Annotated in this window: 14 protein-coding genes and 1 pseudogene; 11 read left to right on the plus strand and 4 right to left on the minus strand. The window is 67.2% G+C overall.

The features are described from left to right. Window positions 1-274: 274 nt before the first annotated feature. From L6E17_RS17955 to L6E17_RS17965, 3 genes are read right to left on the minus strand one after another with little or no spacing between them, the layout of a single operon-like run. Window positions 275-1,501, minus strand: coding sequence for a damage-control phosphatase ARMT1 family protein (locus L6E17_RS17955; RefSeq protein WP_236241777.1), 1,227 nt, complete (start codon window positions 1,499-1,501; stop codon window positions 275-277). 34 nt (window positions 1,502-1,535) lie between these two features. Next, entirely contained in the window at window positions 1,536-1,949 is a 414-nt protein-coding gene (locus L6E17_RS17960) for an NUDIX hydrolase (RefSeq protein WP_236241778.1), read from the minus strand. Continuing rightward, the gene (locus L6E17_RS17965; RefSeq protein WP_236241779.1) at window positions 1,946-2,602 is read right to left on the minus strand and encodes an NUDIX hydrolase; all 657 of its coding nucleotides are present in this window, start codon (window positions 2,600-2,602) and stop codon (window positions 1,946-1,948) included. The genes L6E17_RS17960 and L6E17_RS17965 overlap by 4 nt, the downstream gene beginning before the upstream one ends. Window positions 2,603-3,013: 411 nt before the next feature. On the opposite strand from L6E17_RS17965, the gene L6E17_RS17970 reads away from it, so the two are divergent. The 11 genes from L6E17_RS17970 to L6E17_RS18020 all read left to right on the plus strand — a co-directional run bounded on the left by L6E17_RS17970 (window position 3,014) and on the right by L6E17_RS18020 (window position 13,051). Further along, complete coding sequence (locus tag L6E17_RS17970; RefSeq protein WP_236241780.1) at window positions 3,014-3,523, plus strand: nucleoside-diphosphate kinase; 510 nt, start codon at window positions 3,014-3,016, stop codon at window positions 3,521-3,523. A gap of 80 nt (window positions 3,524-3,603) precedes the next feature. Then, on the plus strand, window positions 3,604-3,903 hold the full coding sequence (locus L6E17_RS17975) for a hypothetical protein (protein ID WP_236241781.1): 300 nt from the start codon (window positions 3,604-3,606) through the stop codon (window positions 3,901-3,903). Between the two features lie 158 nt (window positions 3,904-4,061). Continuing rightward, window positions 4,062-4,646, plus strand: a complete 585-nt coding sequence (locus L6E17_RS17980) for a hypothetical protein (RefSeq protein WP_236241782.1) — start codon at window positions 4,062-4,064, stop codon at window positions 4,644-4,646. Between the two features lie 39 nt (window positions 4,647-4,685). Beyond that, window positions 4,686-5,450, plus strand: a complete 765-nt coding sequence (locus L6E17_RS17985) for a hypothetical protein (RefSeq protein ID WP_236241783.1) — start codon at window positions 4,686-4,688, stop codon at window positions 5,448-5,450. Between the two features lie 2 nt (window positions 5,451-5,452). Further along, complete coding sequence (locus L6E17_RS17990) at window positions 5,453-6,847, plus strand: hypothetical protein (RefSeq protein ID WP_236241784.1); 1,395 nt, start codon at window positions 5,453-5,455, stop codon at window positions 6,845-6,847. A gap of 62 nt (window positions 6,848-6,909) precedes the next feature. Next, on the plus strand, window positions 6,910-7,647 hold the full coding sequence (locus L6E17_RS17995) for a methyltransferase domain-containing protein (RefSeq protein WP_236241785.1): 738 nt from the start codon (window positions 6,910-6,912) through the stop codon (window positions 7,645-7,647). A gap of 118 nt (window positions 7,648-7,765) precedes the next feature. Further along, window positions 7,766-8,296, plus strand: a complete 531-nt coding sequence (locus tag L6E17_RS18000) for an ATP-binding protein (protein WP_236241786.1) — start codon at window positions 7,766-7,768, stop codon at window positions 8,294-8,296. 1,139 nt (window positions 8,297-9,435) lie between these two features. Further along, the gene (locus L6E17_RS18005; protein WP_236241787.1) at window positions 9,436-10,383 is read left to right on the plus strand and encodes a DUF6192 family protein; all 948 of its coding nucleotides are present in this window, start codon (window positions 9,436-9,438) and stop codon (window positions 10,381-10,383) included. Beyond that, a complete protein-coding gene (locus L6E17_RS18010; protein ID WP_236241788.1) occupies window positions 10,380-10,910 on the plus strand; it encodes a hypothetical protein in 531 nt (176 codons plus the stop codon). Before L6E17_RS18005 ends, L6E17_RS18010 begins: the two co-directional genes overlap by 4 nt. A 144-nt stretch (window positions 10,911-11,054) precedes the next feature. Next, a complete protein-coding gene (locus L6E17_RS31020) occupies window positions 11,055-11,714 on the plus strand; it encodes a Rho termination factor N-terminal domain-containing protein (protein WP_236241789.1) in 660 nt (219 codons plus the stop codon). 848 nt (window positions 11,715-12,562) lie between these two features. After that, a complete protein-coding gene (locus tag L6E17_RS18020) occupies window positions 12,563-13,051 on the plus strand; it encodes a hypothetical protein (protein WP_236241790.1) in 489 nt (162 codons plus the stop codon). A 67-nt stretch (window positions 13,052-13,118) separates the two neighbouring features. On the opposite strand, the pseudogene L6E17_RS18025 reads toward L6E17_RS18020, so the two are convergent. Beyond that, window positions 13,119-13,280 (minus strand): annotated as a pseudogene (locus L6E17_RS18025) (transposase); the annotation flags it as partial.

Here is a 13,280-nt window from a genome sequence, read left to right on the forward strand (position 1 = left end):
GGCCGCAACCCCGTTGCCGTCGTCCTCGACGGCAACCTGCGTCGCCGACACCTCAGCAAAGGCCAGCAGGCCATGACCACCGGAATGGCCGCCCGTTCCGCTTCACCGAGCCGACGTATACCGCGCCCATGTTCGGCGAGGTCCGGGGGCGTCCCGAGATGCGCTGGCCCCCAAAACACGCAGCAGGTAGGTCCCCTGACCCATCTGGTGGGCAGCCGATGAACGACCGAGCGGCCGGGCAGACAGCGCCTGGCCGCTCAACGCACGCCCCGGGCTACGGGCGAACCTGGATCAGAGCGTGAGTACCGCTGGTACGCCAAGCCGACCTCGACCGTTCGAGACCATCCAGCGTCTTCCGCTCCAGCCCCGCGATAACGTCCGACTTCAGTGTGCGGAGCGCCGCGACCGCGCCCGGGAAGTACGCCGTGAGGTCCGCGAACGGCGTCGTCGCGTCCCACATCCGGTCCCCCACAAGCCGACGGTAGTTGAGGTCGCCCTTCAGGATGGTCAGCGTGACTCCTGCGAACTCCTCCCGCAGGTCTTCCGGCATCTCCTCGTACGGCAGTGGCGCGCAGAAGAACGGGTGGGCACGGACCTCCAGCCGCCCGGTCGCCATGGCCTCCCAGAGACGCCCGCCGATCCCGCTGGCTACGCCAGGTGCCTGGGTGAGGCGACGGAGGCAGTCGACGACGTCCGCCGTCATCGCGTCGGAGACGTAGTACGGGCGGGGCTTGACGTGCAGTACGACCCGCTCGGCGTGACGGTGCACGAGGAGGTGGTCGATGAGGACCAGGTCCGGGATCAGTTCTCGCCCCGCGTTGTCCGCCACCACGGCGACCGTGGAGCCGACTCCGGCGGGCAGGAGCTCCCAGAGCGCGGCGCTGTCGTCGGCCACCAGGTCACCCGCACCGTCGCCGACCACCGCCTCGCCCTCCGTGACGCGGAAGCCGAGGTCCGCGCGGTTGCCCCAGAGGGAGGCGCGGAGCAAGGCCGTCGCTCGCTCGTCGGCCGACGCGGCGGCCAGCGCGTCCAGGGCGCGCAGCTCCTCGTCAACCGCTGTACTGCCGAGTTCGGCCTGCTTGAAGGGAGCGAAAGGATCGACTCCCTGCCACGGGCCCGTACCGAAGTACTCGATGGCGCCGAGGAGCCTGCGATAGAAGTAGCTCTCCGCCCACAGGAACGGGGTGTCGAACCACGACCGCCCGAAGTACTCCCCTCCCCAGACCGCCCACTGCCCATGATCGTGCTCCGAGGGGGCGAGCGGCTCGACGACGCCATTGGTGATCTCCTCCAGCAGGGCGTCGAGCGCCTCGTGCTGCCAGCGGCCGTACGGGAAGGCGTCGCGCACCTGCTGGATCAGCGCCGGGTGGCGTTTGGCCAGGACGCCCCAGGCGAAGGAGCCGGGCTCGTTGCACAGGATGACCGGCACACCGGGTTCAGCGGCTGGGCGGTGGCTGTGGTCGGCCGACCCGTCCGCAGTGGCGGAGGTCTTCTCTGTCATGGCCCCAGTCCTTCGCTCGCCGCTCTTTCGCTCCTCAGCAGCCCAGGGCCCCATCCAGGTACTCCTGGACCGGCTCGAACAGTCCGTACGGCACGTATTGCGGCATCTCGCCAAGGGCGACCCAGGCGAGTTCGGCCAGCTCCTCGGTGTCCGCGACATGGGCGGTACCGGCCAGCACCTCGCATGCGGTGTACGACATCAGTCGGCCCGTCTTCGGGTGGACGCGCTCGCCGAGCAGCTTCACGGCCGCCACGGTCAGTCCGGTCTCCTCCTGGGTCTCGCGCACAGCGGCGTCCTCGCGGGCCTCGCCGGGCTCCACTTCGCCAGCCGGGAACTGCCAGGAGAGCTGTCCTTCGCTGACCCGTCGGCGCACCATCAGCACGCGCCCCTCGTGCACGACGATGGCGGCCGCGATGCCCGGCCGCTCGTCCGTGTTCTGCTGCGTCACGTCGGCTCCTCCAGGACGGCCAGGATGGGTGGGAAGATCGTATCGACGGGGATGAATCGGGGCACCGCGTTTCTGGGTACCCACATGACGTCGATGTTCTCGGCCGCGTCGCTGTTGGTGGCTTCACCCGCCAGGTACTCGCAGAGGAAGTACTCGCACAGCACGCCGGTGACGGGATGGAGGCGGTTCCCCAGGTGCTGGCGGACCGCGCAGTGGACACCCGTCTCGTTCAGCGTCTCCCGCACGGTGGTGGTTTCCGCCCGGCCGCCCGGCTTGATGACCCCAGCCGGGAACTGCCACGTGATTCCAACGGCGTCGTCGTCCCGTCGGCAGACAAGCAGGACGTCACTGCCACGGAGGACCACGGCGATGGCCACGCGGAGTACCTGCGCGCCGACGGGCGTCAGGTCCGAGGCCCGGCCCTTCGCCAGCAGTAGAGCGAAGCGCTGCCGTGCCGCATCGGAAGCCTGTTCATGAGCGGTGTCGAGGAGTTGCTGCATCTCCCTGCGGGGCACGACGTTCTCGTCAGCGTGCCAGGCGGCAACGGTCCTCACGCCAATGCCCAACCTCGCGGCGAACTGCTCGTTGCTCAGACGTAGGGCGGCCTGCAGCAGGCAGGCGTACTGGCCGGTCCAGCGCTCAATCACGTCCACGAAGCCGCTCCCTCCTCGCCGCCGCTGTCGGTGCAGGAACTCGTGTGTCGAAAGTGCACTCCCACTGCACTGGTACTTCATGGTCGTGCAGGGAGAACCCCGGAAGAATCACTTTCACCAGGGCGAAGGAATCACCCGACACAGGCTGGGTCCCTGGAAGGCGTGTGTGAGGCGCGAAGGCGCCGGATGACCACAAGGAGATTTTAGGTGCGCATCCCCGACAGATAGCAGGTACACGGAAGTTGGCCGAATTGGGACTCCCGGCTTGGCGAGAAGGCGGCACCACATGGGTTGGGTCCAGCATCCGGAGCCTCTCCGCACGGCCAAACCGCCCCGCCAGCGCCGGTAACCTCAGCCAGTGACGGCTGATTGCCCGTCACGTTCGGTTTCCGGCAAGGCGAAAGGGAGTCAATGGCCGAGGTTCAGGCACACACTGTCGAGCGCACGCTCGTCCTACTCAAGCCCGATGCGCTGGCGCGTGGCCTGGCAGGAAGGATCATCGCTCGTTTCGAGGATGCCGCACTGAAGATCGTCGGCACCAAGATGAAGTGGATGGACGAGGAATTCACCCGCCGGCACTACTTCGACCTGGAGGAACGGCTGGGTTCGGAGGTCTACAACCTCACGGCGACGTTCATGCAGCAGGGGCCGGTCATCGCCCTCGTGCTGGAGGGCTTCGACGCCATCGCCACAGTCCGCAAGATCGTCGGTAGCACCTATCCGAACGAGGCCCCGGCGGGCACGGTGCGGGGCGACTTCTCGCACTACAGCGCGGCGGCGAGCATCGCCTCGGGCAAGGCGGTCGCGAACCTCGTGCATGCCTCCGGCAACGCGGAGGAGGCGAAGCAGGAGGTGGAGCTGTGGTTCGACAAGAGCGAGCTGCAGGACTACAAGACGCTGGCTGAGATCTACACGTACTAGTAGCGGGTCACGGCGCCACCGCGGGGACGCCGAGGCGTTGATCACCACTGGGGCACGACCGTCTGATTCGAGAGGGCACCATGACCAACCCGACCCGCCTGGCCTCCACCGACGAACTGGAGTCGATCTTCCAGCGTGAGCTGGCGACCGACCGGTGGGCGGCCACCGAGACCGCGTACGCCCTGGCACTGCGCCACCGCGACCTGGGCGACTGGCCCGCGTCGCGTGAGTGGGCCGAGCAGTGCCTGCGTCTACTGGAGGGATTCCCCAGCGAGACGGAAGAGCAGGTCGCCACCGGCCGCACGTCGGTCGGGGGCGTCCAGCTGCCGACGTACCTGCACTCGGGTGTCATCCAGGAGCGCTTCGGCGCCTTCGGCTGACCCACACAGTTACACCAGGGTGATGCGGCCGGCACCCGCATCGGCCGCATCACCCGTGCTCAACCACCAACCCCATAGCGATCGCCCGACCGGACAGGCCCCCTCATGGCAGGGTCCGGGTGGCTTCGCCATGTCTGAAACGAGGAGGCAGCAGCCCCGTGGCCGTCGAGATCGAAATGCGTGCCCGCTTCACCAAGGAGGTCCGCGACCAGCTCGTCACCCGCCTGAAGGCGGACGGAGAGGACCTGGGCCCCGATGACAAGCACATCTACTTCTACGTGCTCCCCGACCAGCTCCTGAAGGTCACCGACAGCACCACGGCCGGCACGGCCAAGATCACCCTCAAGGGAAGCAAGATCGGGCAGGGTGCCGCCTTCGCCGAGACCGAGTTCCCCATCGCCCGCGACGACGTCCCGGCCGCAGTGAAGGTGTTCAACGCCCTCGGCTTCGAGACGGCGATGCACGAGGCGTTCAACCTCCGCCACAACTTCCGCTTCGACGGCGTCGAGATCGCGGTCAAGTGGAGTGAGGCGTGGGGTTACCACGCCGAGTTCGAGGTCCTGCTGGAGGACGGCGCCCCGGACGCCGCCCGAGCCGAGGCGGAAGCCAAGATCACGGATGTCGCCGCGGCACTTGGCGTGACCTTGATGACGGAGCAGGAGCTGGCCGACTTCACCGCCGCCTTCGAGGCGGCCGAGAAGGAGCGCAAGGAGCGCGAGCAGCAGGCCGCGCCCATCCGGTAGGGAACATCACCGCGGAGACCACCAAGGGGGTGGGCACGAATGAGCACGACCCCGTTGACCGCAACTCTGATCGACCTGGCTGCCCATGGGCAGCTCCCGCTTCACCAGCACATGGACCACGCCACCATCGAGTGGATCAGCGACAACAGGCCCGACCTCCCGCCGAAGCCGCATCTGGCGTTACGCCCACAGTCGAAGGAACTCTTCACGCACGGCGGGCCGCCCACCCGGTGGTGGGCCGACCCCCGTCTGTACACGTCGCTCCACGGCGTCCGGCACGCTATGAGGACAGCGGCGCTGGCCGCTGTCCTCGCCGAGGCTAACGGTCTGGACGACATCGACACCGCCACGGCCGTCCTCGCCGCCGCCGTACACGACTGCCAGCGGCGCCACGACAAGGACGACCGCGGACACGGCGCCCGCGCGGCCATCTGGCTCGCCGCGAACGCCGACACCGTCTGGGGCCACTTCGGCCTGACCGCCACACCGCGTCGGATCATTCAGGCGGCTACCGCCATCCGCCTGCACGACGTCCCGTACGAGGCGTTCACCGCAGACGACCAGCACGACCACGCCCGGGCCGAGCGCATCACCGACGTGGTGAAGGCCGCCGACGCCCTGGACCGCTACCGCCTGCCGAAACTCAAGTGGTGGCCGGACGCCCAGTACGTACGCGAGCCCGCCTTTGACCAGCTGCGCGCGCTCGCCTTCGACCTGGTCCTCACCTCCGAACGGGCCTACCTCGCAGGGGCCAGCGGCACCGCGGCCGTCCGCTACGCGCTCGCCGAGAAGGGCCTGGTCTGACCATGGACTTCCTCGACGCCTACCACCTCTGGGCAGACGCCCACGCCTTCTTCGGCTCCACACTCATCCCTACCTCGGTCGACCATTCCGACCCGCTCGCCACCCAGGCTGCGGACTGGGACCGACGACTCGCGGAGGAAACCCCGAACGGCCACCTGCTGCGGCAGAATGCCCTCTTCGAGGCCCTGAGGGCCAGCGGCAAGCTCCACCTGCTGCACGTCACCCACGCCTTGGAGGAGATCAACCGGCAGGGAGTCCTCTACCCGTCGGGCGGGTGCCTCGTCGGAAGCATCTACTGCGCGCCGCTCACCGCGACCGAGCAGGGCTTCCGTATGCACAACCTCGGCGCCTACGTGCTGACGAAGGAGGCGCCGGCCTTCCTGGCCAAGCTCGGTGTCACTGACCGCGTCCCCACCCCGCTGATCTTCGAGATCGACACCCCGCCGCAGGCGTATCGCGGGCTGGCGGGCGTGGACTACCTGCGGCTCGGCCTCATCCACCTGCAGATCTACAGCCACCTCGAATACCTGCTGAGCAAGAGCGAGCGCCACCAGCTGCGCGAGACCGTCGTCGGCCGCATCAAGAACTCGGCCACCTTCCTCGCCACCGCTGCCGCCGTCGCGTACCAGGGGGCCCAGGTCGACGCCGAGCCGTTCCTCCGGCTGCTCGTCGAGACGATCCCCCGCCTGCCGATCCTCGGCTACCTGTACTTCGAAGCGGTCGCCGAGTACCTGATGCTCCACTCGGCCTCGCACCGCAGCCGCCGCCTGGCCGACCTCGGCGAGCTGAACAACTGGCTGTACAAGGAGATGCTTTTCGCCTCCTTCCCTGCCATGGCCGGCAGGTTCAACCTCGCGAGGTTCCGTCCCCGCCCGAAGCAGCTCGCGGCGCTCATCCACCAGGTCGACCCGACCATCGACACCAGCCACGCGAGCACATACCTGGTGGAACGGATCAGCTACCTCGTAGCCGCCCGCCTTTTCGCGCCCGGCGACGCCCCCGAAGCGTGGCACCACACGCGCTGGGAGTTCGACTCCCTGGCCACGCCTCTCGGACCGCTCCTCGGCCACTTGATCCACCGGGAACTGCGCACATTCGGCCGCTACCCCGACTTCTACTTCTACTTCGACCAGCACAAGGCGTTGCAAGCCTGGAACTACTGGAACCACATGGACATCGTCGCCCCGTTCAACGGCACGATGCCCAAGGGCGAGGTCGGCATCAACCCGGCCTACCCCAACCTCGACTACCGCGTCTGGCGCGCCGAGCAGGACGAGGCCGGCCGCCTCCACCCGGCCGAAGAGCTCTCGCTGACCATTGCCCCGCGGCTGGTGGACATCAAGTACACGCTCATGCGCAACAACCAGTGGACCGCCCCCGCGCCCAGCGTCGCCTGATCACCCTCGCCGCCACGCGCGGCCCACCCATCCTGAGCAACCTCACACGCAGGAGATCCGTGATGAGTCCCTCCGGCATGCCCTCCATCGACCTCCTCAGCCGGCAGATCAACGCCGTCCTCACCGACCCCGCCACCACACACGGCCTCGCCCGCTCGCTGCGAGCCGCTGCCAAGGAGATCGACCTCCACCGCCACCACCACGCCAGCCGCCGCGCCTGGCCCAACGGCCGCATCGACGACAAGCCCGCCAAGGTCCAGATCGGCGGCGGAGCCCACCGCATCGACGGCTTCTTCAACATCGACCTCGTTCCCCCGGCCGACCTCCTCTGGGACATCCGCGAAGGCATCCCCCTCCAGGACGACAGCACCGACGAGATCTTCTCCGAGCACTTCCTGGAACACATCGACTACCCCCGCTCCGCCAAGCACTACGCCCGCGAGGCCCACCGCGTCCTCGTACGGGGCGGCCGGATCATCACTGGCGTCCCCGACGCCGCCTTCGCCCTGAGCCAGTACCCCGACCCCGTCGACGACTCCGACGAGACGATCGCCCGCTGGTACACCAAACGCGACTGCCGTGCCGACATCAACACCCGGCTCGACCTCGTCAACCTCGTCTTCCGCGACCAAGACGACGACCCGGCCTACACCCCGCACCTGTGGGCCTACGACCACGAGAAGCTCATCCAGCTCTTCACCGAAGCGGGCTTCACCAGCGTCGAGCCCTGGACCTTCGACCCCACCATGGCGAACCCCAAGCGCCGCTGGGGCAGCGTCTACGTCGTCGCCACGAAGTAGCCCCTCAAGCAGCCCGCGGGTCCGGGATGCCCGTGCCTAGCCGCCCCGGACCCGCGGGCCTCCACCACGCCACGGCGCCACGCACTCGCCCGGCCACGCCGCCGAGGGAGGCACCCGCATGAACCAGGTCCACCCGTCCATCAGCGAGCTGACCCTCGCTGCCACTCCCAACGCCGTCGCCTGGGCCCGCCGCCACACCGTCGACATCCTCCAGCGCTGGCGCTTCCCGCCCGATGGCACCGAGGTCGCCCGACTCCTCATATCCGAGCTGGCCACCAACGCCATCCCGCACGCTCGGCCGACGGAGACGTCCGAAACCGCCACCGCTGAATCCGCCGGCCCCGGCACGATCGTTGTCAGGCTCTGGCCCACCGAAGGCGGCATCGTGCTCGCGGTCAGCGCCCCCGCCCCCCAGCCGCCAGTACCCCGCGCCGACGATGCCAGCGCTACCGGGGGCCGCGGACTCCTTCTCGTCCAGGCCATGGCCACCCGCTGGGGCTACTACCAGCCGCGGCCCCGATCAGGAAAGACCGTGTGGGCAGAGGTACCCCCTCGGCCCAAGCCCGGCCTCGGCGGGCCAGACGCTGGCGGCCACCGAGCCGCCCCCATTCTCATCGGGCGCGTCCTGACCGGCCTACGCGAGCTGTAGTTCCCCTCACCATAGGCTGTGAGAGTACCGATGGCCGCGGCTTGCGTGTCAGTGGCGTTCAGCATCGCACTGTTGGAGCAGTGCTGCGATGACACTGCCAGCGCTCTCACCGTTGCGCAGTCGGCTTCGAGCGGTAGTGCCATCGATTCGAGTCTCCAGGACGTCTGCAGTAATTCCGTGGGCTCGCAGTTGCTCGACGACGTGGGGATTGCGCACGCCAACAAGCGCCGCCCACCCGAGTACCTCCGCCCGTCCTGCGCAACCGGTCCTACCCCAGGCCCGCGCCAGATTCCAGGCGGCGCCACGGTCACAGCCGGGAAGCGTGGCCAGAGCGAGCTGGAACACGAGCGCTTCGACGCTCGGTTCTGTCGGCCTCCTGTAGCCCTGACGCGACCTCCGCTGCCCAGTGGTCTTATGCAGTGGCTTCCGACCCAGCCCGAGGTCGAGGCCCTCCGCCCGTGCGATGTCGGCCGCAGAGGAGGGCCTCGTCCGACGTCGAGGCATGTCCGCCGGCGTGGGGATCTTGGCCAAGGGCGCAGGAGCGGGCTCAGAACGCAGGAGACGGTAGATCGCGGCTGCTTCGGCATCGTGGCTGAAGTCGGGATGCATGGGAGACCTGCCTTTCGAGAGCCCGCTGGTGTGGGCATGCGAAAGGCCCCGTTCGCTGCCGAACGGGGCCTTGGGAAGAGGAAGGTGAGGCGATGGACCGGGAGGCGGCGCCTCGGACCGGACATAAAAAAGGGCGAGGAGTGAACTCCTTCGCCCTGCTACGTGCACGCTACTTTCGGGCATGCGTGATATGCCGACAGAGCGTAGGCGCTAACCACCGCCCGCGCAACCCCTCGTCAGCTAGCTCTGCGTTCACGGCCGCCTCGCGCTGGCGGCTCCGCTACCCGGCCGGGTAGCTGCGGGAGCAACTGATTGCCACCTTGATCGCACCCGTCCGACCAGGGTTGCTGCGCGTTACCACCTCGCTACCTGGAGGCTACCTCGGAGCGGGACGACCCTCCCACCTGGGCTTGAAGCCCTGGACAGGCAGGCGCACACTGAAAGCAGCCATTTTATGCCATATATCCGCAAAGCACCGAACGGCCACAGGCGCCACCGCCTCACCGGCGCGCCGGGCCGGTGGAGGCATCATGGTCAGGCAGAAGATCGTCAGCCCGTTCCCGAAGCAGTTCAGTGACCGGCAATGGGCTCGCTACATCAAGCAGGGCCGCGACCTGGTGCAAGAAGAGACGAGCATCCAGTTCCAGCTCGGTGACTTGACCCTGAAGATGGTGCCGAGCCAGCGGAACGGCGGCAATCGGGGCGTCTTCCCCATCATGGACCGATTCGCTGACTCCATCGGTATCAACGTCCACACACTGCTCGGATATCGATTCACGGCGTCCCACTGGCCTCCGGAGAAGCGAGCGCCCGGCGTCTCATGGTCGATACACCGCGCCCTGGAATCACTGAACGACCGCTTTGAGCTGATACACAACCCACCTCGCGGGATGGAACGCTGGACCGAGGACAAGGCCCTCAGCTACGCCGGGCGCCTCCCGCACCGTCCGCTGACCAAGGCAGAGAAGCTCGACCGAGTCCGAGTGATCTTGGACCAGGACGAGAGTGCCGCGGAAGCGGTCGGGGAGCTGATCCGGCGACCTGACGTGGCTCACCGGGTCATGGGCGACACCTCTAACCAGCGCATCCTGTACCGCGCCCACCATGAGCAGCGTATGCAGGCCGCCCAGGCCCGGTTCGCCGCGGCCCATGAAGAGGAGGAACAGGAGGAGGAGGTCGAAGAGGCCGCCACCAAGCGAGAGATGCGCCGCCGCGAGCCAGCGGTGGATTACACCCGCGCATCGAGCGAAGTGCTCGAACTGATCGGGGTCGGCACGAGCTTCTTGGTTGAGATGCAGCGACTGATCCCAGGTCTACACGTGGCCGAGTTCACTGACCGCGAAGTGCGCGCGGTCTTGGACAACCACCGTCGCATCCGAGCAGCACTGGATTGGTGTGACAGCGTCGTCACGACTGGCGACAAGACGATGGACGAGGAGCTGGCACGCATCCTCGAAGAAGGCGATGACTCGATATGACCGCGCGTTCGGCTCCAGCGAAGTCGGCGGCAAAGGCCGCCGCGACACCTTCGCGAACTCCGCCGGTACCCACGCAGCACCTCGCCGAACTCTCCTGGCGGGTCATGGAGCAGGCCGGTGAGGATGTCCTCGTTTCGCGCGACGAGCTCCTGGCGAAGACACACGCGACAGAAAGCCAGTTCACCAGGCTGAAGGGCTACGTCCGCGATTACCTCACGATGGAAAAGGGAAAGGCGTTTCTCTCCTATCGAGGGGGCTACCTGATCACGGTGGACCCAGCGAAGATTGCCGAAAACCTCACCTGGCGACTGCGGCGGATCGATACGGAGCTCAGGCGGCTCCTGTCCGGATGGATCAATCCGCTCGGCGAGGATGTCCGAAACTACGAAGTCCTTGCCATGTATCAGGAGGACATAGGGCACATGCTGCGTGTCTCCGAGCGCATGCGTAAGGCGAGCGCAGCTATGCCCACACCGGTGAAGGGTAAGGGAAAGAGCCGGCGCCGTGTGGCCGCCAGTCGGTCATAACGCCAGCCTCACCAGACACCCGCCAACAACATGACGCGATCATCGCGCTCGGGCCCATCGAGCGCGCGATCTCTACACCGCGCGCTCGATGCGTTGGGGGCTGCACCGATCACCGATCCACAGGCCCGGCCACACGGCCCGCACGTGGGTGACGAGCCGACGCTGCTCGGCGTGTTGCTCGCCAAGGCCGAGCTCGACGCCGCAGTCCGCGCCGACCCCAACCAAGATCCACCCGAGGGTCTCATTGAGTTGATCAACGGGTACCGAGCCGTCGTGACACCCGACGGGCTCCGGGATACCTGGCTGCGGCTGATAGCTCTCCGCCTTGTCCGTACGGCTGTCGAGATGACCATGTGCGATGACACTGACGACCTATCTGAAGCGACCGCAGACGCATCCCTGGCAGCGGCGAATCTGGCCAATGCCTGCCGTCTCAGAAGACACCTTCCAGCCGACATCACCGCCCTGGATGCCGCCCTGGATGCCGCCCTAAGATCAGCTGATCAGTTCTGCCGCGACGTTATGCGGACGCTGAATGCCATACACCTGAGCGAAGACCGGGAATCACTCTTTGATCGAGAAGAACGCCGTACACGCAGCAAAGTATCACCGGCCTCCCGGCACAAACCTCCTGGAGTTAAGCGGGACCGTCCACCACAGGCGAAAGAATCGGTCCTGAGTGCACTTGCGAAATCCGAGCTTTACGACGTCGCCTCCAGGCTTCAGATCCCTGGACGTTCCGGAATGAACCGAGAGCAGCTCATCAGGGCGATTTCCAAAAAGGTCACCCAGGAAGATGGTTAACAACTAACCCACATAGCACCCACGCGTGAAGTTCAGCGTCGCGGGATCCCGATTTGAAATTCGGTTCATCCCCGGGATCCGGCGGCGGCTCTGGCCGCAGACCCGGAGCACACAGCAGGCTCCGCCCGTACAAGCGGTCAGCCGGGAGATGCGCGCCCCGTTCGGGGACGAGCAGGGTGCCCTCCCTCGACTGGGCGTCCATCGTCCGGAGACCGACCAGTGCAGATGGGCGACGCAGGCTTCGGCGCTTTCTTGCGCTGCACCGTTGAGGCCGAGGACGCCCACGCGGCACGAGCCGAGGAGCGGGCAGTAGCCAGCGTGTGACTGCCGGTCGCTGTGCCGGACTGACCCTCCGGGCAAAATCGCTTCCGCAATGCGACTCACCGGTGCGGCACGGATACGGGCTGCGGCCACAGCACCCAGATGCTGGGAGAAACCCGGGAGATGATCTTCTCCCAAAGACCGCGCGAGCCCACGCCACACCAACCCGGGCCAAGCCTCTGACCTGGATTTTTACCAAGGTCGCAGGTGTCGATCTTGCCCGGACCTCATTCGGGACGAAGAGGTCGTGGGTTCAAATCCCGCCACCCCGACAGCCAGTAAAACCACTCAGGGGCCTGATCCGAGACATCGGATCAGGCCCCTGAGTGGTTTCCGGGGTCGGTTGGGGAGCCGACTCCGGGAGCGGGTCAGGAGCCGTCGGCAGCCGAGGGCCTGCGCTGGGCTTCGAGGGTCTTCCGGCGAGCCCGCTCCACGGCCACGTCGAGCGCGACCGATTGCTGCGTTCCCCCCGGGAGCAATCCGGGAGAAGATCCCGACCAGCCTTCTGCCAGAGGGGACCAGCGCACATGACCGACCAGTACAACCGGACCTGCGGGCGACCGACCCGTTCGGGGAGCCCGTGCAAGATCCGGATATCGGGGTCGGACGTGGCGTGCGGCACGCATGCCACGGAGCAGGACAAGGCGGTGGCCGAGGCTCATCGGCGCGGGTGGAACGAGGGCTACAAGTCCGAAGCGAGAGCAGCGCAAGCTTCTCCAAGTCCCGGATCGAAACGACTCGAGCAACGCGTCAAGGAGCTTGAAGAGCAGCTGGACGACGCGAAGCGCGTGTACGAGGTCGACGGCCATCAGGTCGTAGACGTTGGCGGGTACGCCTACCGCTGGTGTGGGAGCAAGCCACTCGAGGTCGGCGACCGAGTACTGCTGCCCGAGAACTACGTGAGCCGTATGAAGAACGGTCCCGGCCCCACCTTGGGCGTGGTGCGCAAGCTTGGCACCACCTACCAGGGACCGCTGTCGGACATCGTCGGGCGAGCTCCGGCTACCGGCGAGTAAGCCAAGGGCTGCCGGCCTGCCCTTGGAGGCGCGCGGCGCATGCTTCCGACCACCGAGGTGTCCGACTCACGATCGCCGGACACTTCCCGACCCAGGCATCGGCGAACTCGGCGAACCGCTCCAGGGCCGCGTCCTCGCTCGCCGCCGTGCCGACGGGCTTGAGGAGCTTGGCGATCTTGTCCCAGTCCTGGCGGGCGGCATAGCGGAAGGAGTTCCGCAGCAGGTGGAT

Origin of the sequence: Streptomyces sp. CC228A (genome assembly GCF_021390935.1) — a bacterium.
Taxonomy (GTDB): domain Bacteria; phylum Actinomycetota; class Actinomycetes; order Streptomycetales; family Streptomycetaceae; genus Streptomyces.

What these genes read in the sequence shown, in the direction of transcription:
- L6E17_RS17955 (WP_236241777.1), bottom strand. Translation starts at nt 1,501, where the DNA reads ATGACAGAGAAGACCTCCGCCACTGCGGACGGGTCGGCCGACCACAGC.
- L6E17_RS17970 (WP_236241780.1), top strand. Translation starts at nt 3,014, where the DNA reads ATGGCCGAGGTTCAGGCACACACTGTCGAGCGCACGCTCGTCCTACTC.
- L6E17_RS17975 (WP_236241781.1), top strand. Translation starts at nt 3,604, where the DNA reads ATGACCAACCCGACCCGCCTGGCCTCCACCGACGAACTGGAGTCGATC.
- L6E17_RS17985 (WP_236241783.1), top strand. Translation starts at nt 4,686, where the DNA reads ATGAGCACGACCCCGTTGACCGCAACTCTGATCGACCTGGCTGCCCAT.
- L6E17_RS17990 (WP_236241784.1), top strand. Translation starts at nt 5,453, where the DNA reads ATGGACTTCCTCGACGCCTACCACCTCTGGGCAGACGCCCACGCCTTC.
- L6E17_RS17995 (WP_236241785.1), top strand. Translation starts at nt 6,910, where the DNA reads ATGAGTCCCTCCGGCATGCCCTCCATCGACCTCCTCAGCCGGCAGATC.
- L6E17_RS18000 (WP_236241786.1), top strand. Translation starts at nt 7,766, where the DNA reads ATGAACCAGGTCCACCCGTCCATCAGCGAGCTGACCCTCGCTGCCACT.
- L6E17_RS18005 (WP_236241787.1), top strand. Translation starts at nt 9,436, where the DNA reads ATGGTCAGGCAGAAGATCGTCAGCCCGTTCCCGAAGCAGTTCAGTGAC.
- L6E17_RS18010 (WP_236241788.1), top strand. Translation starts at nt 10,380, where the DNA reads ATGACCGCGCGTTCGGCTCCAGCGAAGTCGGCGGCAAAGGCCGCCGCG.
- L6E17_RS18020 (WP_236241790.1), top strand. Translation starts at nt 12,563, where the DNA reads ATGACCGACCAGTACAACCGGACCTGCGGGCGACCGACCCGTTCGGGG.